Origin of the sequence: Knoellia locipacati, assembly GCF_007992835.1 — a bacterium.
Classification (GTDB): domain Bacteria; phylum Actinomycetota; class Actinomycetes; order Actinomycetales; family Dermatophilaceae; genus Knoellia; species Knoellia locipacati.
This window is the reverse complement of the sequence record NZ_BKBA01000008.1, coordinates 530,142-553,374: the sequence shown is the minus strand read 5'-3', so window position 1 is coordinate 553,374 and position 23,233 is coordinate 530,142. Positions and strand designations below refer to the sequence as shown.

The window sequence follows — 23,233 nt, the reverse complement described above, 5'->3', positions numbered from 1 at the left end:
ATCCTACCGCCGACCCGCGATGACGTCGTGGGTCGCGATCACCCGCTCGGCGATCTCGACGTGGAGGTTCTCGATCATCCGGCCGTTGTGGGTGACGACACCGCTGCCGGCGCCCGCCTCCCAGGCCTCGAGGATGCCGCGCGCATCGGCGACCGCAGCCTCGCTCGGGGCGAAGGTCGAGTTGCACACCTCGACCTGCCCCGGGTGGATGAGGGTCTTGCCGTCGAAGCCGAAGTCACGGCCCTGGACGCACTCGGCCTCGAAGCCCTCGGCGTCCTTGACGTCGTTGTAGACGCCGTCGAGGATCGCGATCCCCGACTCGCGCGCGGCGAGCAGCGACAGCTGGAGCGAGGTGACGAGGGGTCCGCGACCGGGCACGTGGTCGGCCCGCAGCTCCTTGACGAGGTCGTTGGTCCCCATGACGAGGACGGCCAGCCGCGGCGAGGCGGCGGCGATCTCGCGCACGTTGAGGATCGCCTCGGGCGTCTCGATCATCGCCCAGAGCCTCGTGTGCTCGGGAGCGCCGGCGGCCTCGAGGGCGGACACGAGCGAGCGCACCTCGTCGGCCGAGCCGACCTTGGGCACGACGACGCCGGCGGGACCGGCCTGTGCCGCCGCGGCGAGGTCGGCGTCGTGCCACTGCGTGCCGGTGCCGTTGACGCGGATCGTCACCTCACGGTTGCCGTACTCGCCCGACACCGCTGCCGCACAGACGTTCTCGCGTGCACCCTCCTTGGCGTCCGGCGCGACCGCGTCCTCGAGGTCGAGGATGAGGGCGTCCACGGGCAGCGTCTTGGCCTTCTCGAGGGCCCGCTCGTTCGACCCCGGCATGTAGAGGACCGAACGACGAGGCGTGTATGCCGTCTGCCCACCCATCAGGACCCCTCACCTTCGGCGGCAGGTGCGTCGACGGCATACAGGTCCGCGAGCTCCGGGTCGTTCGCACTGAGGCGCTCCGCGAGCTCGAGGATGACGAGGCACTGCTTGAGCGAGGCGTCGTCCTCCATCTTGCCGTCGAGCATCACGGCGCCGGTGCCGTCACCCATCGCCTCCTTGACCCGACGGGCGTGGGCCACGTCCTCGGCGGACGGGCTGAAAACGCGCTTGGCGATGTCGACCTGCACGGGGTGCAGCGACCACGTGCCCACACAGCCGAGGAGGAAGGCGTTGCGGAACTGGTCCTCGCAGGCGACGACGTCCTTGATGTCCCCGAACGGGCCGTAGTACGGGAAGATCCCGTGCATCGCGCAGGCGTCGACCATGCGGGCGATCGTGTAGTGCCACAGATCCTGCTGGTAGGTCGTGCGCTCGGCGGTGACCGGGTCCACGCCCTCACCGAGGTCGGTCGCCGGGTCCTGCCGCACGAGGTAGCCCGGGTGGCCGCCACCGACGCGGGTGGTCTTCATCCGGCGGTCGGCGGCGAGGTCGGCCGGCCCGAGGCTGATCCCCTGCATGCGCGGGGAGGCGCCGGCGATGGCCTCGACGTTGGCCATGCCGCGGGCCGTCTCGAGGATCGCGTGCACGAGGATCGGCCGGGTGAGGCCGGCGCGGGCCTCGAGCTGGGCGAGGATCCGGTCGACGTAGTGGATGTCCTCGGGGCCCTGGACCTTGGGCACCATGATGACGTCGAGCTTGTCGCCGATCTCGGTGACGAGGGTGATGAGGTCGTCGAGGACCCACGGGCTGTCGAGGCTGTTGACGCGCGTCCAGAGCTGGGTGCTGTCACCGAAGTCGGTCGCCTTCGCGATGTCGACGAGGCCCTGGCGCGCCGCCTCCTTGCGGTCGGCCTTGACCGCGTCCTCGAGGTTGCCGAGGAGGACGTCGACGGTGCCGACCATCCCCGGGACCTTCGCGGCCATCTTCTCGTTGCTCGGGTCGAAGAAGTGGATCATCCGGCTGGGGCGGGCAGGGACCTCACGCACCGGCGCCGGGGCGCCGACCGCGAGAGGGCCGAAGAAGTCCTTGGGTGAGCGCATGGTGCCGGACGCTAGCAGTGCGCGGGCACCGTGCGTTATGAGACAGTTCACGCCGTGAGCGGCTCTCCGGAGACACCCTCCCCCGTCAACGTGACGCGCCTGCTCGCCGAGGCGGCGAGCAAGTCCGGCGTGATGTGGATCGAGGTGCCCGACAAGGGCGCCCACGCCGTCTGGTTCGTCTGGCACGACGACGAGGACCCCCGCGGAGCCGGCCCTGCGGCATACGTCGTCTCGGGGATCGGTGAGCAACGGCTGCCACACCTGCCCGACGAGGTGGGCGTGATCTTCCGGAGCAAGGACAGCGGCGCCCGGCTGCTCACCCTCAGGGCCGGCGCCAGGGAGCTGGACCCGGCGACGCCGGAGTGGGAGCAGGCCGCCGAGGTGCTGCGGGCGGAGCGCCTCAACGCGACCGGCGACGTCGTCGCGCGGTGGCGGGAGGGCTGCGTCATCCACGTCCTCACCCCGCACGGCCGTCCCGACGAGTCGCCGGGCTCGTATGCCGCGGAGCACGGCCGCGTCACCGTCACCCCTGCGCGGGGCACGACGGCGACGTGGCGCCCGTGGCACTGGCGCGGACGAGGGCGCCGCTGACCGGGACCGGGACACGCGACGGACCCCGATGCATGACGGGCGGCAGCGCCACCCGTCGACCCGACTAACCTGTCGGGTGTGAGCACGAGCACCCGCGTCTTCGTCGGCAGACTGGCCGAGCTCGCCGTCTTCGACCCCTTGGGCGACCCCGTCGGTCGCGTCCGGGACGTCGTCGTGACCTTCAGCGCCCAGCGCACCAGACCGCGCGTCATCGGCCTCGTCGTCGAGGTCCCCGGGCGTCGCCGGGTCTTCGTGCCCATGACGCGTGTGACCTCGGTCGACGGCGGTCAGGTCATCACCACCGGGCTGGTCAACATGCGCCGCTTCGAGCAGCGCCCCAACGAGACCCTCGTGCTCGCCGAGCTCATCGAGCGCCGGGTCACGGTCCGTGACGAGAGCGGCGAGGTCGTCGAGGCCACGGTCGAGGACATCGGGCTCGAGCAGAACCACGCGCGCAGCTGGTCGGTGACCCGTGCGTTCGTCCGTCGCGCCTCCGCCCGCGGCTCGCTCTCGCGTCTGGGTCGCCGCCGCGGCGAGACCTTCGTCGTGCCCGTCGAGGACGTCAAGGGCCTGCGCGACTCGGCCGACGTCCAGAGCGCGGCGCGCCTGCTCGAGCACTACGAGGACCTCAGGCCGGCCGACCTCGCCGAGGCCATCCACGACCTGCCGGCCAAGCGCCGAGCAGAGGTCGCCGCCGCCCTCGCCGACGACCAGCTCGCCGACGTCCTCGAGGAGCTGCCCGAGGAGGAGCAGGTCGAGATCATTGCCGGCCTCGGCAACGACCGCATCGCCGACGTCCTCGAGGCGATGGAGCCCGACGACGCCGCCGACCTCCTCGCCGAGCTGCCCACGGCCCGCCAGGAGGAGCTGCTCCAGCTCATGGAGCCCGACGAGGCCGCCGACCTGCGCCGCCTGCTCACCTACGACGAGAACACCGCCGGTGGCCTCATGACCACCGAGCCGGTCATCCTCGGACCCGACGCCTCGATCGCCGAGGCCCTCGCCGTCGTGCGACGCCAGGAGCTGTCCACGACGATGGCCTGCACCGTCTTCGTCTGCCGCCCGCCGCTCGAGACCCCGACCGGCAAGTTCCTCGGCATGGTCCACATCCAGCGGCTGCTGCGTGAGCCCCCGCACGCCTCGATCGGCACGATCCTCGACAAGGACGTCGAGCCCGTGACGACCGACGCGACGACCGGCCAGGTGACCCGCCTGCTCGCGACCTACGACCTCGTCGCCCTGCCGGTCGTCGACGAGAACGGCCTGCTCGTCGGGGCGGTCACCGTCGACGACGTGCTCGACCACCTGCTGCCCGACGACTGGCGCGAGGACCGCCACGAGGTCACGACGTCGTCGCACGAGGTGATCCCGCATGGCTGAGCGCCGCGACCGCGCGCCTCGCCTCGACCAGCCACGCGAGGCGAGGCGCCAGTTCATCAGCAGGCCCGAGGCCCTCACCGAGGAGGCCTTCGGCGTCCTGTCCGAGAAGTTCGCCCGCTACATGGGGACGGCCTACTTCCTCATCGGCATGACGTTCTTCGTGCTCGTGTGGGTGCTGTGGAACCTCCTCGCACCGCAGGACTGGCGCTTCGACGAGTACCCGTTCATCTTCCTCACGCTCATGCTCAGCCTCCAGGCCTCGTATGCCGCACCGCTCATCCTCCTCGCTCAGAACCGGCAGGCCGACCGTGACCGAGTCATGCTCGAGCAGGACCGCACCCGCGACGAGCGCAACCTCGCCGACACCGAGTTCCTCACCCGCGAGGTCGCCGCACTGCGGATCGCGATGCGTGACAACGCCACCCGTGACTTCGTCCGTGGAGAGCTGCGCGACCTCCTCGACGAGATCGAGGAGCGTGGTCTCGTCATCGGCCGGCTCGCCCCCGACGACCGTGACGCGTCAGACACCCTCAACGCCCGGACCGATGAGGGCGGATCGCACCGAGCGACCTAGCATGGAGCAATGCCTGACACCGCTGCACCCGTGAGCGACGAGGCCCTGCGCGCCGCTCTCGCCACCGTCAACGACCCCGAGATCCGCAAGCCCGTCACCGAGCTCGGCATGGTCGAGTCCGTCGAGTGCGACGAGGCGGGCCGGGTGGCCGTGACCATCCTGCTGACGATCGCCGGCTGTCCCCTCAAGGAGACGCTGACGAGGGACACGACCGCGGCCCTGATGAAGGTGCCCGGCGTCACGGCCGTCGACGTCACCCTCGGTGTCATGTCCGAGGAGCAGCGCGCCGAGCTGCGCACCAACCTGCGAGGCGGTGCAGCCGAGAAGGAGATCCCCTTCGCCCAGCCCGGCAGCCTCACCCGCGTGTATGCCGTCGCCTCCGGCAAGGGCGGTGTCGGCAAGTCGTCGGTGACCGCCAACCTCGCGGCCGCCCTCGCCGAGCAGGGCCTCAAGGTGGGCGTCGTCGACGCCGACATCTACGGCTTCTCGATCCCCCGCATGCTCGGCGTCGAGCACAAGCCGACCCAGGTCGACGAGATGATCCTGCCGCCCATCGCGCACGACGTGAAGGTCATCTCGATCGGCATGTTCGTGCCCGGCAACCAGCCCGTCGTGTGGCGTGGTCCGATGCTCCACCGGGCGCTCCAGCAGTTCCTCGCCGACGTCTTCTGGGGCGACCTCGACATCCTCCTCCTCGACCTCCCGCCGGGCACGGGCGACATCGCCATCTCGGTGGCCCAGCTCATCCCGGGCGCCGAGATCCTCGTCGTCACCACGCCGCAGCAGGCCGCTGCCGAGGTGGCCGAGCGCGCCGGCGCGATCGCGGTGCAGACGCACCAGCGCGTCGCCGGGGTCATCGAGAACATGTCGTGGCTCGAGCTGCCCGACGGCACCCGTCAGGAGATCTTCGGCTCCGGTGGCGGCCAGGTCGTCGCCGACTCGCTCACCCGCACGATCGGCGCCCCGGTGCCGCTCCTCGGCCAGATCCCGCTCGACACGGCGCTGCGCATCGGTGCCGACCAGGGCAGCCCGGTCGTGCTCGGCGACCCGACCTCGGCTGCGGCCGTCGCCCTGCGCGGCATCGCGCGTGAGCTCGGCAGCCGCTCGCGCGGCCTGGCCGGTCGTTCGCTCGGCCTCACGCCGGCAGGTCGCTGACTCCGCGTCCTCCCACCCGACTCATTGCCCCGTCGGGACACGCTGAGAGGCCTTCGGCCGACGAAGCGTGTCCGGCGGGGCAATGCAGTCGTGGCGTCAGGTGGCGTCGACGTCGTAGGGCGTGGGCCGCATCGGGTCCCAGCCCGTCGGGCCCGTCTGGATCCACGGCTCGCCACCGTCGGCCGGCGCCTCGGTGATGTCGTCGTTGGTGCCGCCGGACTTGAGGGTCGACGCGGCGTCCTCGAGCGGCTCGATGAGGGCCTCGCGCACGATCCGCCGGGGGTCGTACTGGCGCGGGTCGTACTGGCGCCAGTTGATGTCCTCGTAGTCAGGTCCGAGCTGGTCCTTGAGCTGCCCCTTGGCGCCCTCGGCCATGACCCGGGCCTTCTTGATCATCTGCGCGAGCTTCTGGGCGTACTCGGGGAGCCGCTCCGGCCCGAGGACGAAGACAGCGATGAGAGCGAGGAGGACGATCTCCCAGCCGTTGATCCCGAACACGCGGTCCTCTCGTGCGCCGTGGGCGCGTCAGTCGCTCCTGCCCTGGAGGACCATCTTGACATCCCGGGGCTTGCCGTCGCGCACCACCGTCAGTGACACGGTCGAGCCCACGGGCTTGGACCTGATGGCCACGACCAGCGCGTCGGGGTTGCCCATGGGACGACCCTCGAAGGCGGTGATGACGTCGCCGGCCTCGAGACCGGCCTTGTCGGCAGGACCACCCGGGGTCACGGCCGGCGTCTGGTCGGTGTCCTCGCTGATCTTGACGCCCTCGCCCTGGTAGGTGCGGTCCAGCACGACCCCGATGATCGGGTGCTCGGCCTTGCCGGTGCGGATGAGCTGGTCCACGGTGATCTTGACCTGCGCGCTCGGGATGGCGAAGCCGACGCCGATGTTGCCGCTCTGTCCGCCGATGCTCGACCCGGCCACGCGCGCGATCGCGGTGTTGATGCCGATGACGCGGCCGTCCATGTCGAGCAGTGGCCCGCCGGAGTTGCCGGGGTTGATCGCCGCGTCGGTCTGGATGGCGTTGATGAACGACTGGTCGTTGGCCTCACCCGGGGTCACCGGCCGGTTGAGGGCCGAGACGATGCCGGTGGTGACGGTCGACTCGAGCCCGAGCGGCGCACCGACGGCGATGACCGGGTCCCCGACGACGACCTTGCTGGAGTCACCCAGGGGCAGTGCCCGCAGGTCGGTGCGGTCGACCTTGAGGACGGCGAGGTCGTAGGACACGTCACGGCCCACGATCTTGGCCTTGGACTGCTTGCCGTTGGAGAGGACGACGGTGATCTCGCCGCCGTTGGCCGCCGAGGAGACGACGTGGTTGTTGGTGACGACGTGGCCCTTGTCGTCGAGGACCCAACCCGAGCCGGTGCCGTCGCCGCCGGTGGCCTGGACGCGGATCGTCACGACGCTCGGGGTGGCGTTCGCGGCGATGTTGGCGACGCTTCCCTCGGGACGGGTCGTCGCACCCGCGCCGGGCTGCGGCGCCGAGCCGTTGTCCGAGCCGCGACCGAGGTCGAGGCCGTCGAAGCGGTCGGTCGAGCCGACCCAGCCACCGAGGAGCCCGCCGCCGAGACCCGCGAGCAGCGCGGCGAGGCCGGCGATGAGGAACACACCGAGCCAGCCGGGACCACCGCGCGAGGTCGAGGGACGAGGAGTCGACGACACGGCATACGGGTTGGCCGTCGTCGTGGTCGCGTAGGGGTCGTATGCCGTGGGCCCACCCTGTGCGTGCCCACCCGGCGCGGGCGCAGCCTGCTGGGCGGCAGGCGCCGAGCCGGCGTCCGTCCACCACGAGGGGGCCTCCGGCTCCTGCGGCGGGAGGAGCGGCGGCTGACCGGGAGCCGGGCCGAACGCCTGGGTCCGGTCGATCTCGACCTCGGTGGTGTGCTGCGGGTCGACGCCGGGCTGCTCGCCGTCCGGGCGGTGGGGGCTGTCCTCGGTCATGTCCGAGATTCTGCCTCGCACAGGTCAAGGTTGCGCACGGAGGTGCTCCCCGTCCATGCCGTCGAGACGACGCGCAGGCGTGTGGTGCCGGTGGGCGCGCTCGGACTCCCGGACGCAGGACGTACTGCGGGGGTCGAGCCACCCACCGGCGTGACCGACGTCGTGAGGGCTCCCGTCCCGGAGACGCTCAGGGTCCACGCGACGGCCGCGGTGGCGCCGGCGGCGGCCGTGGCGAAGGCGGCGGACCGCAGCGGGCTGCGGTGGGCCGGGGGCGCCGACGGAGGCACCATCTCGAGCGGGGCGCGCTCGGCCGTCTGGGGCACCGCCGGTCCGGCCATCGACGAGGCGAGCGCGACGAGCTGGGCGTGGAGGCTGCCGGGCATCGAGGGGCACCCCGACGCCAGGAGCGACTGCAGGCGACGCTCACCGGCGACGGCATGCTGGCAGTTGACGCACGAGATGAGGTGACGGTCCCACGCGGCGGCACGCTGCTCCGAGAGGTGCCCCGACACGTAGTCGGGCACCTCGTCGAGGCGGCAGCGCACGGAGCGCGAGAACGGGATCACACGGCCCCCCGGGCGGGGGTCAGCAGGCCCGGACGCATCGAGGAGCCGGCGGCGGCCTGGCGGACCTCGGGAGCCCGGTGTGCGAGGGCCTCGCGCAGCTGGGCGCGGCCACGGTGGATGCGGGAGCGGACGGTGCCGAGCTTGACGTCGAGGGTCGCGGCGATCTCCTCGTAGGAGAGCCCCTCGATGTCGCAGAGCACGACCGCGGCCCGGAAGTCGGGTGCCAGGGAGTCGAGCGCCCGCTGGACGTCGTCGTCGAAGTGCGTGTCGGCGTAGCTCTGCTCCGGGCCGAGCTCACGGCTGGGGAGGCGGGCCGCCGACTCGTCGGAGAGCGCGTCGAAGCGGATGCGCTGCTTGCGACGCATCTTGTCGAGGAAGACGTTGGTCGTGATGCGGTGCAGCCAGCCCTCGAACGTGCCGGGGCGGAAGGTGTGCAGCGAGCGGAAGACGCGGATGAAGACGTCCTGCGTGAGGTCCTCGGCGTCGTGCACGTTGCCGGTGAGGCGGTAGGCCAGCCGGTAGACGCGGGCGGAGTGCTCCTCGACGATCTGCTCCCAGGTCGGCGGCGTCCACTCCCCCGTGGCCGCACCTGCGTCGGTGGTCATCGTCGTCCCCTGCTCGGTTGCCCCGTGGCTGTCCATACACCGATGTCTACGTCCCGGAGCCGGGAAATGTTCCGGAGGATCCTGTACGGCGGCTGTGAGTCCGTGGACGGCTCCACCCACGAGTAGGGTTCCGGGTCATGAGCACCCTCAAGCCGGCGAGCTGGACCTACGCGGAGGACTTCGTCCCCGAGCCCGAGGCCATGGAGCAGGCCCGCGCCCGCGGCCTCGCGTTCGACGCGGCCTCGCCGGTCGGGACGGGTGCCGGCGCGACGCTGCGCATGCTCGCGGCGGCCATCCGCGCCAAGCACGTCATCGAGATCGGCACCGGTGCCGGCACGTCCGGCCTGTGGGTGCTCGCCGGGATGCCCGACGACGGCGTCCTCACGACGATCGATATCTCCCCGGAGCACCAGCGCGCCGCCCGTGAGGCCTACGCCGGCGCCGGCTACCCGACGCAGCGCACCCGCGTCATCACCGGTCGTGCGACCGAGGTGCTGCCGCGCATGACCGACGGCGCCTACGACATGGTCGTCATCGACGCCGACAAGGCGAGCTACCCGGCATACGTCGAGCACGGGATCCGGCTGCTGCGCAGCGGCGGCGTGCTCGCCCTCGACAACATGCTCTGGCACGACAAGGTCGCCGACCCCGCGGCCCGCGACGCCGACACGACGACGCTGCGCGACCTCGGCAAGTCCCTGCGCGACAACGACGAGCTCGTGCCGAGCCTGCTCCCCGTGAGCGACGGCCTCTTCGTCGCCGTCAAGCGCTGACCCCGCCGCCAGCATTATCGGGTCACCCGATAATGCTGACCTCGACCCGAGTTGGCTTCCGGGGTCGAGCGAGAGGAAGTCGGGTCGAGCCGCGAGGTGCGCCCGCCCCCAGCTCTCGTCGGCTAGGCGTGGGCGTCGACGTGCGGGCCGGCACCACGCCGGAAGCCCGCCGGGCCCTCGGCGATCGCGACGACCTCGAAGTCCTCGATGCTGATGGGTGAGGAGCCGATGAGCTCGGAGCCCTTGGACTCGGCGGCGGTCGCCTCGAAGTCCTCGCGGAAGACCTTGCGCTCCTGCTCGCTGTCGAAGACGTAGGTCCCCTCGAACCACTCGCCCTCACGCATGCGCCACACCTTGAAGGCGAGGCCGTCGAGGAACATGAACTTCGCGATCGAGGTGCCGACGACGTACTCGCGCAGACGGTCGGGGGCGTCCTCGGGGGCGTTCTCGAGCGACCAGCGCACAGCCAGTCCGTATCCGGCGTTCATCGCAGACCTTCCAACCATCGCAGCAGCAGGCGGGCGCCGAACCCCGTCCCACCCTTGCCGTGGACTCCGGAGTCGACATCGGACCGGCCTGGACCGGCGATGTCGAGGTGTGCCCACCGGCGCTCCCCCACGAACTCGCGCAGGAACAGTGCCGCGGTGATGGACCCACCTCCGACTGAGGGGGCGATGTGGCTGATGTCGGCCACGTCGCTCTCCAGTGCCTGACGGTAGGCGGCGACCAGCGGGAAGGGCCACAGCGTCTCACCTGCTGTCTCACCGGCGTCGCGGAGCTGGGACGACAGCTCGTCGTCGGTGGCGTAGACCGGCGCCATGCTCCGGGCGAGGGCGACCCGGGCCGCTCCGGTGAGGGTCGCGATGTCGACGACGACGTCGGGGTCGAGCTCGGCATCGGCGTAGGCGAGAGCGTCGGCGAGGACGATCCGCCCCTCCGCGTCGGTGTTGCCGATCTCGGCCGTGCGCCCTCCGAAGTGGGTCACCACGTCACCCGGACGGTATGCCGCGCCGTCGACCATGTTCTCGGCGAGCGCCAGCAGGCCGGTCACGCGGACGGGCACCTGGAGGTCTCGGCAGGCGGCGAGGACGGCCAGGACGATCGCCGAACCCGACATGTCGGTCTTCATGGCGAGCATGCCCTCCGGGGGCTTGACCTGCAGGCCACCGGAGTCGAAGGTGATGCCCTTGCCGACGAGGACGACGTGCGGGGTGCTCGCGTCCGCACCCTCCGGCGTGTAGCCGAGCTGGACGAGCCGGGGCGGGGTGGCCGACCCGCCACCCACGGCGAGCAGGCCGCCGAAGCCGCCCTTGCGCAGCGCGGCGTCGTCCCAGACCCGCGTCTCGAGGCCCGAGCGTGACGCGGCCGTGCGTGCCTGCCGGGCCATCCAGGCCGGGTTCTTGATGTTCGAGGGGGTGTTGGCGAGGTTGCGCGCGACGAGCGTGGCCCCCGCCCGGCGCACGGACCGCTCGACCACGTCGGCCTCGGCGCCGACGAGCACGACCTTGCCGGCGACCTCGGCTCCCGCCGTCCACCCACCGTCGGTGAAGCGGGCCGGGGCCCAACCGCCGAGGACCGCGCCCTCGACGAGTGCGGCGTGGCCGGTCTCGTCCGACGACGGCGCCACGACGACGACCTCGGCGCGGCCACGGACGGCGCGGCCCGCAGCGGCTCCCGCCGCCCGCAGGTCGGCCGGCGACCCCGAGCCCAGCCCGACGAGCACGAGGACGCGCGCAGCCTGCTCGCCACGCGGCATACGGACGAGGGTGGAGGCACCGGCCGAGCCGCCCGGCTCGTGGGTCTCCACGAGCGCGTCGGGGTCGAAGCCCGCGCTCTCGAGCGACTCGCGCGTGCGGGTGTCCCACGGCTCGTCCCCGGCGAGGAGTCCTGCGACGAGCGCGAGGTCGCCCGGGTCACGGTCGGCGAGGACGTCGACGAGGGGTCCGTCGCTCGCGGACCAGGAGGGGACGGTGGGGGCAAGGAGGTCTTCGGCTGGCACGGCCTCGACCCTACCGACGGCGAGAGGGCCCCCACCACGTCGGTGGGGGCCCTCTCGTCACGTCAACGGCGGACGGTCACTTCTTCAGCGCCTCGCAGTCGTCGATCGCCTGACCCAGCGCACGCACCTCGTCCGGAGTCATCTCGACGACGAGACGGCCACCACCCTCCAGAGGCATGCGCAGCACGATGCCGCGCCCCTCCTTGGTGACCTCGAGAGGGCCGTCGCCCGTCCTGGGCTTCATTGCCGCCATGGGTGTTCCCTTCGTCGGCGTAGCGCATGGTCATGCGTCACGTGTTCGCGTCCCGGTGTTGGCGCACCGGTCTCGCGTCCATTATCCCCGGTCCCGCAGGCGTGACGAAATCGGGTCCCCCGCACGCGTCACGGAGGGCGCGAGCCCCACGGCGTGTACGTGAGCAGGGCACATGTCCACCAGACCAGTCCGAGACCCACGGGGACGAGCAGCACGGCCACCCGTCGACGCCAGTGGGTGACGATGCGCTCGCCCGTCGACGTCCTCATGGCGACGCTCGCGAGCAGGGCCGCGATCGGGAAGTCGAGGAGGAGGAAGCGCCACATGCTCGTGATCGGGCGCACCACCGCGAAGAGGTAGACGGGGTAGGCCACCGCCCAGGCGCGCACCTCGACCGGGAGCCACCGCCCGTGGCGTCCGAGGATGAGGGCGATGTAGGTGCCGGCGAGCGCGACGAGCACGAGGACCCCCGCGAGGCCGCGCGCCTCCCACGCCCACTGGATCCAGAGGATGAAGGGACCCGAGGCGGGCTTCTGGCCCCACGCCTCCTGCACGTCGAAGAACGCCGTCGGGATGCCGCTCACCATGCCGACGATGACCGGCCAGGCGATGCCCGACAGCCCGGTGACGACGAGCATGAGCGCGGCCGCCCACCGAGCACCCCGCAGTGGCGCGACGCCTGCCTCCCGCTCCTCGCGGATGCGGACGACGAGGTGGATGAGTGCCGCGCACCCGATCGCCGCGGCCACGCCCCGGGTGAAGCCGAGCGGGACAGCGAGGGCTGCGACGACGGCATACCGGCGTCTCATGAGATAGAGCAGCGAGGCCGCGACGAGGACGACGGCGAGGGGCTCGGTGTAGGGCTTGAGCATGACGCCGGTCGCCGGATAGAAGCACCAGAGGCTCGCGGCGACGAGCGCGAGCCGCTCGCGGCCCGGCTGCGGCTGCGCGTGCAGGCCGTGACGGAAGATCGCCCAGATGAGGACGGCGCCGAGCCCGCCGAGCACGACGTTGAGGCCGACGGCGGCGACGGTGAACGGCAGCCCCAGCGCCATGAGGCCCTTCACGAGGAACGGGAAGAGCGGATAGAACGCCCAGGCGCTGTAGGTGAGCTTCCCCGTGTCGGGGTCGGCGGGGAGTGGGACCGGATAGCCCTGTGTCGCAATGGTTTCGTACCACTCGGCGTCCCAGAGGGAGATGAGGTCGCCGACGTTGGGCGCGAGGTGGCCCACGCCGGCCGGGTTCTGGAACCACGTGGCCGCCACCCACATCGCCACCAGCGCGACGATCCGCGAGACGACGTAGACGAGGAGGACCGAGCGCACCGGGTGGGTCAGGGCGACCCTGCCGAGGCGACGCCGACCAGCGACGGTGAGGACCGACATGGAGGATCGCGCCGTCGCCGGCCCGGTCGACTCCGTCGTCGTCGTCACGTCCTCAGCCCTCGCACGTCCCAGACGTAGACGTCCTCGACCTGCTGGGGCTCGCCGAGCACCGTGACGAGCGAGTCCCGGAGGGCGGCGGTCTGGTCGCGCATCGGCAGCACGACGGTGTCGGTGCGCCAGGCGCCGAGGTCCGCGAGGAACTGCACGCGCTGGGCCTCGGTCGCGGGCGTGGCGACGTTGGCGGCGTTGACGTCGTAGAGCCACAGCGACAGGGGGCGGCGGGTGGCGCCGTACTGTCCCCCGCGGTCGGCCTGGCCGTTCGGCCCGACGAAGTAGCCCTCGACGATGGGGAAGGCCAGCGTGTCCGCGGCGAGCTGCCAGTCGAAGGCGCGCGCGTCGACGATGTCGGTCGGCGGGACCGCGAGGATCGACCCTCCGTGGCTCCAGTCGCGCCACGCGTCGCCGGTGAAGAAGGTCGGCACGACGGGCCGCGGGTCGACCTGCAGCGGGGTCGGCAGGATCGGGAGCAGCGCCACGGCGGCGGCCGCGGTGACGACCCACCCGCCGACACGGGGGTGCCACGAGGGCAGCTCGGCTTCGACCGCGTCGTCCGCCCCCAGCGGGGAGGCCCGGAAGGCGGCGTCGATGCCGATGGCGAGCAGCCCGGCGAGCGCGGGGATCGCGATCATCGCGAACCGCGTCGGCAGGACGTTCTCGAGCACCGGGAGCTCGTCGAACAGGGCCCACGGAGCCGGTATGCCGGTGGGCCGGCCGCGCAGGACCACCTCCTCTCCCAGCGAGAGCCAGGAGGCGGCGACGGCGAGGACGGCGAGCGCCCGCACGACGGGCCGTCGCACGAGGACCAGGGCGATGGCCCCGGCAAGCACCCAGAGCGGGACGCCGAAGAAGGCGTTCTCCTCGGTGCGGTTCATCGACAGCGCGGCCGACGACCAGGGGTCGGTGCCGATGGTCCGGGTGGCTCGTCCCCACAGGGCGGCGAGGTCGTTGCCACCGGGCAGGTGGTAGATCGAGGTGTAGCTCTGCCGCCCCGTGAACTGCCACCAGAGCGGTACGGCGACGAGCAGCAGGGAGAGCCCGGCGCCCACGGCGACGCCGGGGAGCATCCGCGCCACGTCGAGGCGACGGTGGGCGAGCAGGACGATCCCGACGACGAGCATCCCCATCGCCGCGAGGAGGAGCGGCTCCTCGCCGATGAAGATCTGCCAGCTGACGAGCAGGCCGAGGACGATGCCGTCGCGCACCCGGCGCCTGCCCTCGGCGAGCCGGAGGAGGCGGTCGAGGATCACCGGGATGAGGAACAGCGCGACGAAGTTGGGGTGGCCGTTGGCGTGGGACACCATCGCCGGCGCGAAGCCGGTGACCCAGCCACCGACGGCTGCCGCGGGGCGGACGAGCCCACGCCGTCGCATGAACCAGTACCAGGCCGCGGCGGTGCCGGCCAGGCCGAGCAGCTCCACGACGAAGAACGTGACGTGGGCGCCGAGCACGAGGGTGAGCGGCGCCAGCGGGATGCCGAGCCCGGTCACGGCGGCGTTGGCCATGAGGTTGACGCCGTCGGGGAAGTTCTGCCGGTCGCTGAAGAGCGGGTTCGACAGGGTGGCGACGTTGTGGGCCGACGCACCGAAGTACCACTCGAACGCCTGGTGGTCCTGGACGCCCTGCGAGAGGTAGCCCGAGGACATCCTGCCGACGAGGTTGGACAGGACGTGCAGTGCGGTGCCGACGTAGACAGCGACGACGACGAGGTCGACCATCCCCCAGCCGACGCCACCTTCGCGGCCTGCGTCCGCAGATGTGGTCGCGGGGGTCGCCACCGTTGCGGACGCAACGGGTGCAGCTGTGGAGGAAGCGACGGCGGGGGACGACGTCGCGTATGCCGGCCGCGCGGCTCCGTCGTGCGGCCCACCTGCGAGCAGGGCGTCGTTGGCGGCGATCTGCGCGTCGAGCCGCGCGAGGGCCTCGTCGACCCGGTCCGTGGGGTAGCCGACGAGCTGCATCCGGAAGGGGTCCTCACCGGGTCGATCGACGACCTCTCGGCGGGCGAACACCCCGGCGATCGCGGCGGCGCAGGCGATGACGGGCAGGCTCAGGAGCAGAGCCCAGGTCACGGCGCTCCCCCGACGAGGCGGTCGACGACCCGACCGAAGACGACGCGACCGGCGACGTCGGCCACCGGACGCGTCACCCGGCGCAGCCCGGGGACACCGCTGAACCACAGCTCCTCGGTCCACGTGAGACGGGACCCACCGGCATACGGCGTGACGACCGCCTCGGCCCACCCACGAAGCGGCCCGGTCTTGCGGATCCGCCAGCGGCGGGGCGCCTCCCACACCTCGACGACCATCGGGTCGTCGAAGTGGAGGCGGCCCACGGCGGTGCGCACGGTGAAGTGCCAGCCGACCCCGGGCTCGCCCGGGTCGGCGAGCGTCGTCGTCAGGGGGACGGTGTCGGCGTGGTCGGCGAGGGCCGCGACCCGTGCCCAGAGCTCGTCCGGCGACAGCCGGCTCTCACGCGTGAGGGTGAACATGACCGTCCCGGTTCGCGAGTGCCTGCTCCTGGTCGGCGAGCGCCTGCTCCTGGTCGGCGAGCCGCTGGCGTCGGCCGTCGAGCGCGGCGTCCACGTCGTCGGCGGCGTAGCCGTAGACGGTGGTGCCCAGGCTGAGCCGGTCGACGTCGGAGCTCGTGGGAGCGTCCGGCAGCTCGAGGGGTGGGACCGTCCGGGTCGGTTCGCTGAGCAGGGCCGGCTGCAACCTGCCCGTCGCGACGAGCACCGTCACCGTGACGACGGCGGCGGCGAGCAGTGCGAGCGCGACCCATTCCACGTCGCCGATCCTAGGCGGGCCCCACGCCACGTGGCTCACCCGGCGTGGGGATCTCCGGGGAGGTCACTCCGCGTGGGTGCCCGTGCCCTCGGGCGGCTCGGCCGACAGCGCCCGGTCGGACTCGACGATGATCGCGATGGCCTCGTCGACGTCGTCGGTGACGGTGATGAGGTCGAGGTCCGTCGCGCTGATCGTGCCGGCCGCGAGCGCCGAGCCGCGCAGCCAGTCGAGCAGGCCCTGCCAGTAGGCCGAGCCCATGAGGACGATCGGGAACGACGTGACCTTCTGCGTCTGGACGAGCGTGATCGCCTCGAACACCTCGTCGAGCGTGCCGAAGCCGCCGGGGAGGACGACGAAGCCCTGGGCGTACTTGACGAACATCGTCTTGCGGGCGAAGAAGTAGCGGAAGTTCACGCCGAGGTCGACGTACTCGTTGAGGCCGGTCTCGAAGGGCAGCTCGATGCCCAGGCCGACCGACGTCCCACCGGCCTGGCAGGCACCCTTGTTGGCCGCCTCCATCGCGCCCGGGCCGCCACCGGTGATGACGGCGTAGCCCGCACCCACGAGCCCGGCGCCGAGGCGCTCACCGAGGGCGTAGGTCGGGTCGTCGGGGCTGGTGCGGGCCGAACCGAAGACGCTCACGGCCGGGCCGAGCTCGGCCAGCGCGCCGAAACCCTCGACGAACTCGGACTGGATGCGCATGACCCGCCACGGGTCGGCGTGGACCCAGTCGGCCGGCCCGCGGCTGTCGAGCAGCCGCTGGTCGGTGGTCTCGTGCGGCACGCGGGAGCGGCGCATGACGACCGGACCCTGGAAGTAGTCCTGCGTCACGTCCCAGGGCTCCTGCCCGTCGGCCGGCTCGTCGGTCGCTGCGTCGGTGGTTGCGTCGCTCACGGCACCAACCTAGGCGAGCCACCTGAGCATCGCGGCCTCCGCCGACACGAGCTGGTCGACCGGGCAGCGCTCCTCGTCGTGGTGGGCGAGGTTGGGGTCACCCGGACCGAAGTTCACGGCGGGCACGCCCATCGCCTGGAAGCGGGCGACGTCGGTCCAGCCCTGCTTGGCGATGACGTCGACACCGAGCGCCTCGACGAACGCCTTCGCGGCGGGCAGGTCGAGACCCGGCCTCGCTCCCCCGGCGTTGTCGGTGACCTCGAAGGTCAGCCCGTCGAAGACCTCGTGCATGTGCGCGACAGCCTCCTCCTCGTTGCGGTCGGGCGCGTAGCGGTAGTTGACGCTCACCGTGCAGCGGTCGGGGATGACGTTGCCGGCGATGCCGCCACTGATGCTCACCGCGTTGAGTGCCTCGCGGTACTCGAGCCCGTCGACGACGACGGTCCTCGTCTCGTATGCCGTGAGCCGCGCCAGGATGTCGGCCGCGTCGTGGATCGCGTTGTGGCCGTTCCACGGCCGGGCCGAGTGCGCGGCTGCGCCCTTGGTCGTGATGTCGATCCGCATGGTGCCCTTGCACCCGCCCTCGACGATGGCGCCGGTGGGCTCGAGCAGCACCGCGAAGTCGGCGTCCTCGATGAGCTCGGGCGCCTGCTGCTGGACGTGCAGCAGCCCGTTGAACTCGCTCTCGATCTCCTCGCCCTCGTAGAAGACGTAGGTCACGTCGCGGCTCGGGGCCGCAACCGTTGCGGCGAGCCGCAGCTGGACGGCGACGCCGCCCTTCATGTCGACGGTGCCACGGCCCCAGAGGACCTCGCCCTCACCCTCGCCCCCGGGCAGCCGGCGGGTGGGGAGGTTCGGCGGGTCGGTGAGCGGGACGGTGTCGATGTGGCCGGCGAGGACCACGCGCTCGCCGAGACCCTGCTCGGTGCGGGCGACGACCGTGTTGCCGATGCGGGTCACGGTGAGGTGCTCCAGCGGCGTGAGGGCGGCCTCGACGGCGTCCGCGATGGCGGCTTCGTCCTGGCTCACCGACTCGATGTCGCAGAGGGCGGCGGTGAGGGTGACAACGTCTGAGGTGAGGTCGAGCGGCATACGGCGAACCCTACCGACGCACCGCGCAGGCGCCCGACGCGCCGGGTCGACCGGCGTCGACCTGCGTGAACACGACGGGCACCGGAGGCTGTGAGCTCCCCTCAGGCGCGACATCTAGGCTTGCGGGCATGACTTCGCGCGCGGCACACGGCTACGGCCTCCTCACCCTGCACGGCGACGCCGTCCTCGACGCGTGGTTCCCGTCGCCGACCCTGGGTGGGGCCGGCGACGCCGAGGAGCCCGCCGGACTCTCCGCGCTCGCCGTGGCCGACGAGGCTCGTGGGGTCACGCGTGAGGTGCGTCTCGTCGAGGCCGACCTCGACGCTGCCCCCGCCGACGCGGCCGACGCGTGGCTGAGGCTCCACCTGTTGTCCCACCGGCTCGTCACGCCCAACTCGGTCTCCCTCGACGGGCTCTTCGGCGCCCTGACCAACGTCGTGTGGACCAACCACGGACCCTGTGCCGTCGAGGGCTTCGAGACCACCCGCCTCGCCCTCCTCGCGCGTGGCCCGGTGCAGGTGTTCGGGATCGACAAGTTCCCGCGGATGACCGACTACGTCGTGCCCTCCGGCGTGCGCATCGCCGACGCCGACCGCGTCCGTCTCGGCGCCCACCTCGCCAGCGGCACCACCGTGATGCACGAGGGCTTCGTCAACTTCAACGCCGGCACCCTGGGCAGCTCGATGGTCGAGGGCCGCATCTCCCAGGGGGTCGTCGTCGGCGACGGCTCCGACATCGGTGGAGGCGCCTCGACGATGGGCACCCTCTCCGGAGGCGGCACCGAGCGCGTGTCGATCGGCGAGCGGTGCCTGCTCGGCGCGGAGTCGGGTCTGGGGATCGCGCTGGGCGACGACTGCGTCATCGAGGCCGGGCTCTACGTCACCGCGGGCACCAAGGTCACGCTGCCCGACGGGACCGTGACCAAGGCGAGCGAGCTCTCGGGCCAGTCCAACCTGCTCTTCCTGCGCAACTCGGTCACTGGCACCGTCGAGGCCCGTCCGCGTGACGGCCACGGCATCGTCCTCAACTCCGTGCTCCACGCCAACGACTGATGGGGCCGAGCCGCCGCGCCTTTCCCCTCGCCGAGGAGCGCCCGCGTCGCGGGCCCGCCCGGTGGGTCGCGCGCGGGCTCGTGCTCGCCCTCGTCGCGCTCGTCGGACTGGGAGCGTGGCTGGGTGGACGCACGCTGTTCCACAGCGTGTTGGGGCCGCGGTGCCAGGCCACCGCCGCCGGCAGCTCGGTGGACTTCGACCCCGAGCAGATGAGCAACGCCGCGACGATCACCGCCATCGCGCTGCGACGTGGGCTGCCGGCGCGTGCGGCGACGATCGCGCTGGCCACCGCGATCCAGGAGTCCAAGCTCCGCAACATCCGCTACGGCGACCGTGACTCGGTCGGGCTCTTCCAGCAGCGGCCCTCCCAGGGCTGGGGCACCGTCGAGCAGATCCTCGACCCCGAGTACACGACCAACAAGTTCTACGACGCCCTCGTCAAGGTCGACGGCTGGGAGACCGGCACGATCACCGTCGTGGCCCAGAAGGTCCAGCGCAGTGCCTACCCCGAGGCCTACGCCGACCACGAGCAGGAGGGCCGGATCCTCGCCTCGAGCCTGGCCGGGCACTCGCCACGCGGTGTCGGCTGCCGGCTCGACGCCCCCGAGGGCGAGGCCGACGTCGCCCTCATCGGCCGACTCCTCGACGCCGAGTACAAGCTCAAGGCCAGCGGCGGCGCCGGCGGCACGCTCACGGTCAGTGCCCCGAGCGACCAGATCGCCTGGTCGGTCGCGTCGTGGTCGGTCGCCAAGGCGGTCGACACCGGCATCACCGGCGTCACCATCGGTGACCGGTCGTGGAGCCGGAGCCGTGACTCGTCGGCGTGGGAGTGGCAGCAGGCCGAGACGCCCGCCGCCGCGCAGGAGGTCGTGCTCCACCTCGCCTGAGCGACACGCGCCGACGACCGGGGTCGTCTCCCTCATGACAAAACGTGACCAATAGGTCGATTTCGGTCCGCGGAAGGCATGACCAGACGTGACCTCTTGGTCGATTTCGGTCCGCGGCAGGCATGACCAGACGTGACCAATTGGTCGATTGTGGTCGCAGGCTGGGCTGCCGCGGCCGATTTGCACTCATCCCTGTTGGAGTGCAAACTTGCACCATGGTGGCCCAGAGTGCAATCTCCCGACGTGAGCAGACCTCACGCGTCATCACGCGCTGCGCTCAGGACCTCGCCATCGAGCACGGCTTCGACGGCTTCACCCTCGACGACCTCGCAGAGCGGGCCGGCGTCTCGCGCCGCACGCTGTTCAACTACTTCCCCGGCAAGGAGGCCGCCGTCCTCGGCGTCCCGGCCGCCCTCGACACCGACGTCCTCCGCACCTTCGTCGCGGGGGGCACCACTGACGCCAACGGTGGCCGGCTCCTCGAGGACCTCGCCGCCCTCGTCGTGAGCACCTACACCCGCGAGGACCCCGACCGCGCCGACTGGCACCGCGTCCACGCCCTCTTCGAGCGCAACCCCCGGCTCATCGCCGTCGCCAAGGAGCGCTTCGACGCGCTCGTGAGCGACGTGCGGGTCGCCGCCGAGGAGCGCGAGGGGCTGCCCGCCGGGCATCCGCGGGCGCGGGTGGCCGTCGCGATCATCGCCGGCATCTTCCACGACAGCCTCGCCCGCTTCCTCGCCGACGAGGACATCGACTTCCCCACCGACTTCCTGGCTGGTGTCGACGAGGCCACCCGCCTGCTGCGCTGAGTCCACCCCCGCACCACTCGCGGTCGCCGACGCCCGCACCCCACCTCCCCCACTCCACCAAGGAGCAGCTCCGTCATGGCGACGTACCTCTATCGACTGGGCCGGACGGCATACCGCCGCTGGCCGTACTTCATCGCGGCCTGGCTCGTCGCGCTCGTCGCCGTCGGCGGTGTGGCGGCGAGCATCTCGAAGCCCATGGTCGACTCGTTCTCGATCCCCGGCATCCCGTCGGAGCAGGCCCAGGACCTCCAGCAGGAGCTCTTCCCGAACGCGGGTGACGCGTTCGACCAGGCCACGGCCACCGTCGTCGTCGCCGCGCCCGAGGGGCAGCGGCTGTCCGACCCGGCGAACGCGGCCAAGGTCGAGGACCTCATCGCCCGCCTGCGCGACGTCCCCCAGATGCCCGCCGCCGACAGCCCGGCCGGCGCCCAGCTCGTCAGCCCGGTGACCGCCGCCGAGGGCCAGCGCCAGCAGCTGGTCGCGGCCGCGCAGGAGCAGGGCCAGCCGGTCGACCAAGCCGAGGCCAACGCCGCGGCACTGTCACCGCTGAGCGCCGACGGACGCATCGGGACCATGACGTGGAGCTTCGACGTCGACAGCGTCACCGACGTCGAGCCGGGGACGCAGGACGCCGTCCTGGCCGCCCTCGACACGGCGCGCGATGCCGGTCTCACCGCCGAGGTCAACGGTGCCGGCATGCAGAGCTTCGCGCCGCCGGGCGGCACGTCCGAGCTCATCGGCATCGCCATCGCCGCGCTCGTTCTCGTCCTCACCTTCGGGTCGCTCGTCGCGGCCGGCCTACCCATCGTCACGGCCCTCATCGGCGTCGGCATCGGCTCGCTGCTCGTCGTCGGTGCCACGGCGTTCTGGGAGCTCGGCACGATGACGCCGACCCTCGCGACGATGCTCGGCCTCGCCGTCGGCATCGACTACGCGCTGTTCATCCTCAGCCGCTACCGCAGCGAGCTCCGGCACACCGACGACCGCGCGGAGGCGGCCGCGCGCGCGCTCGGCACCGCGGGGTCGGCCGTGGTCTTCGCCGGGCTCACCGTCATCATCGCGCTCTCCGCCCTCTCGCTCGTGAGGATCCCGTTCCTCACGACGATGGGCCTCGCGGCGGCCGCGACCGTGCTCGTCGCCGTCCTCATCGCGCTGACGCTCACCCCGGCCATCCTCGGCATGCTCAAGGGCAAGGCCTTCGCCGGTCGCGTGCGACGCGAGACGTCCGACGAAGGCGAGACCGTGGGCAACGGCGTCCGCTGGAGCCGGCTCGTCGGCCGCGCACCGGCCCTCGTCGCCGCCGTGGCCGTCGTCGTGCTCGGTGCGCTCGCCGTCCCGATGAAGGACCTCCACCTCGCCCTGCCCTCCGACTCGACGGCCCCGAGCGAGACGACGCAGCGCAAGGCGGCCGACCTCATGACCGAGGCCTTCGGGCCCGGCCGCCAGGGCCCGCTCGTCCTCGTCGTCGACGCACGGAAGGTGAGCGACCCCGCCGAGCGCTCCGCGGCATACGGCGAGGTCGTCGCCTGGGCCGCGGGGCAGGGCGACGTCGCCAACGCGCAGGTCGTCGGCACGAACGAGGCCGGCACCGGGGCGCAGGTCCTCATCACCCCCAGGAGCGGGCCGGACGACGAGGCCACGCTCACCCTCCTCGAGGACCTCCGCGGGTCGAGCGCCGAGATCGAGGCCAACACCGGCACGACGGTCGGCGTCACCGGCCTCACCGCCATCCAGACCGACGTCTCCGAGAAGCTCCAGGGCGCCCTGCTCCCCTACCTCGCGGTCGTCGTCGGGCTGGCGTTCCTCCTGCTCATGGTGGTCTTCCGCTCGGTGCTCGTGCCGCTCACGGCCACGCTGGGCTTCCTGCTGTCGGTGCTCGCCACGCTCGGCACGACGATCCTCGTCTTTCAGGAGGGCGTGGGCGGGCTCTTCGAGCCGGCACCGCTCATGAGCTTCATGCCGATCCTCGTCATCGGCATCGTGTTCGGGCTGGCGATGGACTACCAGGTCTTCCTCGTGACGCGCATGCGTGAGGCGTTCGTCCACGGCGACACCGCCCGCGAGGCCGTCGTCGACGGGTTCCGCCACGGCGCCCGGGTCGTGGCCGCGGCCGCGGCCATCATGATCTCGGTGTTCGCCGCGTTCATGCTGCAGGACGAGCCGCTCATCCAGTCGATCGGGTTCGCCCTCGCGGCCGCGGTGTTCTTCGACGCCGTCATCGTGCGGATGACCCTCATCCCGGCGCTCATGTACCTCATGGGCGACAAGGCCTGGTGGCTGCCGCGCTGGGTCGACCGGATCCTGCCCGACGTCGACGTCGAGGGCGAGAAGCTGGGCCGTCCGGGCCGGCCGGCCGCGTCCGACCTCGGCGGGGAGCACGAGCTCGAGACCGCCGGGAGCCGGCACGCCTGAGCGGGCTCGCACACGCGAGAGCCCCCGTCCCGCATCG

24 protein-coding genes are annotated in these 23,233 nt (G+C 72.0%); 9 read left to right on the top strand and 15 right to left on the bottom strand.

What is annotated here, in order from left to right:
• Positions 1–3: 3 nt before the first annotated feature.
• Both KLO01_RS10915 and KLO01_RS10910 read right to left on the bottom strand, forming a co-directional pair.
• A complete protein-coding gene (locus tag KLO01_RS10915) occupies positions 4–876 on the bottom strand; it encodes an HpcH/HpaI aldolase/citrate lyase family protein (protein ID WP_147064948.1) in 873 nt (290 codons plus the stop codon).
• Complete coding sequence (locus tag KLO01_RS10910; RefSeq protein WP_147064946.1) at positions 876–1,976, bottom strand: HpcH/HpaI aldolase/citrate lyase family protein; 1,101 nt, start codon at positions 1,974–1,976, stop codon at positions 876–878. Before KLO01_RS10910 ends, KLO01_RS10915 begins: the two co-directional genes overlap by 1 nt.
• Positions 1,977–2,030: 54 nt before the next feature.
• Here KLO01_RS10910 and KLO01_RS10905 point away from each other — a divergent pair, with 54 nt between their 5' ends.
• The 4 genes from KLO01_RS10905 (at position 2,031) to KLO01_RS10890 (ending at position 5,676) form a co-directional block, all read left to right on the top strand.
• Positions 2,031–2,567 (top strand): hypothetical protein, encoded by a 537-nt coding sequence (locus KLO01_RS10905; protein ID WP_246136150.1) that lies wholly within the window; start codon positions 2,031–2,033, stop codon positions 2,565–2,567.
• A 78-nt stretch (positions 2,568–2,645) separates the two neighbouring features.
• Positions 2,646–3,947, top strand: coding sequence for a magnesium transporter MgtE N-terminal domain-containing protein (locus tag KLO01_RS10900; protein ID WP_147064944.1), 1,302 nt, complete (start codon positions 2,646–2,648; stop codon positions 3,945–3,947).
• Positions 3,940–4,521, top strand: a complete 582-nt coding sequence (locus KLO01_RS10895; RefSeq protein ID WP_147064942.1) for a DUF1003 domain-containing protein — start codon at positions 3,940–3,942, stop codon at positions 4,519–4,521. The genes KLO01_RS10900 and KLO01_RS10895 overlap by 8 nt, the downstream gene beginning before the upstream one ends.
• A gap of 9 nt (positions 4,522–4,530) precedes the next feature.
• Positions 4,531–5,676 (top strand): Mrp/NBP35 family ATP-binding protein, encoded by a 1,146-nt coding sequence (locus KLO01_RS10890; RefSeq protein ID WP_147064940.1) that lies wholly within the window; start codon positions 4,531–4,533, stop codon positions 5,674–5,676.
• A gap of 96 nt (positions 5,677–5,772) precedes the next feature.
• Here the strand turns inward: KLO01_RS10890 and KLO01_RS10885 are convergent, their stop codons facing one another.
• The 4 genes from KLO01_RS10885 to sigE are packed head-to-tail and all read right to left on the bottom strand — an operon-like array spanning position 5,773 to position 8,833.
• Positions 5,773–6,174 (bottom strand): twin-arginine translocase TatA/TatE family subunit, encoded by a 402-nt coding sequence (locus KLO01_RS10885; RefSeq protein ID WP_147064937.1) that lies wholly within the window; start codon positions 6,172–6,174, stop codon positions 5,773–5,775.
• Between the two features lie 27 nt (positions 6,175–6,201).
• Complete coding sequence (locus KLO01_RS10880; RefSeq protein ID WP_147064935.1) at positions 6,202–7,626, bottom strand: S1C family serine protease; 1,425 nt, start codon at positions 7,624–7,626, stop codon at positions 6,202–6,204.
• The gene (locus KLO01_RS10875) at positions 7,623–8,192 is read right to left on the bottom strand and encodes an anti-sigma factor (RefSeq protein WP_147064933.1); all 570 of its coding nucleotides are present in this window, start codon (positions 8,190–8,192) and stop codon (positions 7,623–7,625) included. Before KLO01_RS10875 ends, KLO01_RS10880 begins: the two co-directional genes overlap by 4 nt.
• Positions 8,189–8,833 (bottom strand): RNA polymerase sigma factor SigE, encoded by a 645-nt coding sequence (sigE, locus tag KLO01_RS10870; protein ID WP_147064931.1) that lies wholly within the window; start codon positions 8,831–8,833, stop codon positions 8,189–8,191. The genes KLO01_RS10875 and sigE overlap by 4 nt, the downstream gene beginning before the upstream one ends.
• A gap of 101 nt (positions 8,834–8,934) precedes the next feature.
• Between sigE and KLO01_RS10865 the strand changes: the two genes are divergently transcribed.
• Positions 8,935–9,570 (top strand): O-methyltransferase, encoded by a 636-nt coding sequence (locus KLO01_RS10865; RefSeq protein WP_147064929.1) that lies wholly within the window; start codon positions 8,935–8,937, stop codon positions 9,568–9,570.
• A 122-nt stretch (positions 9,571–9,692) separates the two neighbouring features.
• Here KLO01_RS10865 and KLO01_RS10860 read toward each other — a convergent pair whose 3' ends face one another.
• The 9 genes from KLO01_RS10860 to dapE form a co-directional block, all read right to left on the bottom strand.
• The gene (locus KLO01_RS10860) at positions 9,693–10,058 is read right to left on the bottom strand and encodes a hypothetical protein (protein WP_147064927.1); all 366 of its coding nucleotides are present in this window, start codon (positions 10,056–10,058) and stop codon (positions 9,693–9,695) included.
• Positions 10,055–11,569 (bottom strand): leucyl aminopeptidase family protein, encoded by a 1,515-nt coding sequence (locus tag KLO01_RS10855; protein ID WP_147064926.1) that lies wholly within the window; start codon positions 11,567–11,569, stop codon positions 10,055–10,057. The genes KLO01_RS10860 and KLO01_RS10855 overlap by 4 nt, the downstream gene beginning before the upstream one ends.
• A gap of 76 nt (positions 11,570–11,645) precedes the next feature.
• Positions 11,646–11,822: a DUF3117 domain-containing protein gene (locus tag KLO01_RS10850; protein WP_082569572.1), complete on the bottom strand. Its 177-nt coding sequence runs from the start codon at positions 11,820–11,822 to the stop codon at positions 11,646–11,648.
• 128 nt (positions 11,823–11,950) lie between these two features.
• Positions 11,951–13,255 carry a putative hexosyltransferase gene (locus KLO01_RS10845; RefSeq protein ID WP_246136148.1) on the bottom strand — a complete coding sequence of 435 codons (1,305 nt, stop codon included), beginning with the start codon at positions 13,253–13,255 and terminating at the stop codon, positions 11,951–11,953.
• Positions 13,252–15,336 carry a putative glycosyltransferase family protein gene (locus tag KLO01_RS10840; protein WP_147064925.1) on the bottom strand — a complete coding sequence of 695 codons (2,085 nt, stop codon included), beginning with the start codon at positions 15,334–15,336 and terminating at the stop codon, positions 13,252–13,254. The genes KLO01_RS10845 and KLO01_RS10840 overlap by 4 nt, the downstream gene beginning before the upstream one ends.
• Positions 15,333–15,755 carry an SRPBCC family protein gene (locus KLO01_RS10835; RefSeq protein ID WP_147064923.1) on the bottom strand — a complete coding sequence of 141 codons (423 nt, stop codon included), beginning with the start codon at positions 15,753–15,755 and terminating at the stop codon, positions 15,333–15,335. Before KLO01_RS10835 ends, KLO01_RS10840 begins: the two co-directional genes overlap by 4 nt.
• Positions 15,736–16,050 (bottom strand): DivIVA domain-containing protein, encoded by a 315-nt coding sequence (locus KLO01_RS10830; protein WP_147064922.1) that lies wholly within the window; start codon positions 16,048–16,050, stop codon positions 15,736–15,738. The genes KLO01_RS10835 and KLO01_RS10830 overlap by 20 nt, the downstream gene beginning before the upstream one ends.
• Positions 16,051–16,113: 63 nt before the next feature.
• The gene (locus KLO01_RS10825) at positions 16,114–16,848 is read right to left on the bottom strand and encodes an LOG family protein (RefSeq protein ID WP_147065255.1); all 735 of its coding nucleotides are present in this window, start codon (positions 16,846–16,848) and stop codon (positions 16,114–16,116) included.
• A 105-nt stretch (positions 16,849–16,953) separates the two neighbouring features.
• Complete coding sequence (dapE, locus tag KLO01_RS10820) at positions 16,954–18,036, bottom strand: succinyl-diaminopimelate desuccinylase (protein WP_147064920.1); 1,083 nt, start codon at positions 18,034–18,036, stop codon at positions 16,954–16,956.
• 128 nt (positions 18,037–18,164) lie between these two features.
• Here dapE and dapD point away from each other — a divergent pair, with 128 nt between their 5' ends.
• From dapD to KLO01_RS10800, 4 genes are all read left to right on the top strand, one after another.
• Positions 18,165–19,088, top strand: a complete 924-nt coding sequence (gene dapD, locus KLO01_RS10815) for a 2,3,4,5-tetrahydropyridine-2,6-dicarboxylate N-succinyltransferase (protein ID WP_147064918.1) — start codon at positions 18,165–18,167, stop codon at positions 19,086–19,088.
• Entirely contained in the window at positions 19,088–19,975 is an 888-nt protein-coding gene (locus KLO01_RS10810) for a hypothetical protein (protein WP_147064916.1), read from the top strand. Before dapD ends, KLO01_RS10810 begins: the two co-directional genes overlap by 1 nt.
• 215 nt (positions 19,976–20,190) lie before the next feature.
• Entirely contained in the window at positions 20,191–20,784 is a 594-nt protein-coding gene (locus tag KLO01_RS10805; protein WP_186828006.1) for a TetR/AcrR family transcriptional regulator, read from the top strand.
• 75 nt (positions 20,785–20,859) lie between these two features.
• Positions 20,860–23,196 carry an MMPL family transporter gene (locus KLO01_RS10800; protein ID WP_147064911.1) on the top strand — a complete coding sequence of 779 codons (2,337 nt, stop codon included), beginning with the start codon at positions 20,860–20,862 and terminating at the stop codon, positions 23,194–23,196.
• The last annotated feature ends 37 nt before the right edge of the window (positions 23,197–23,233 follow it).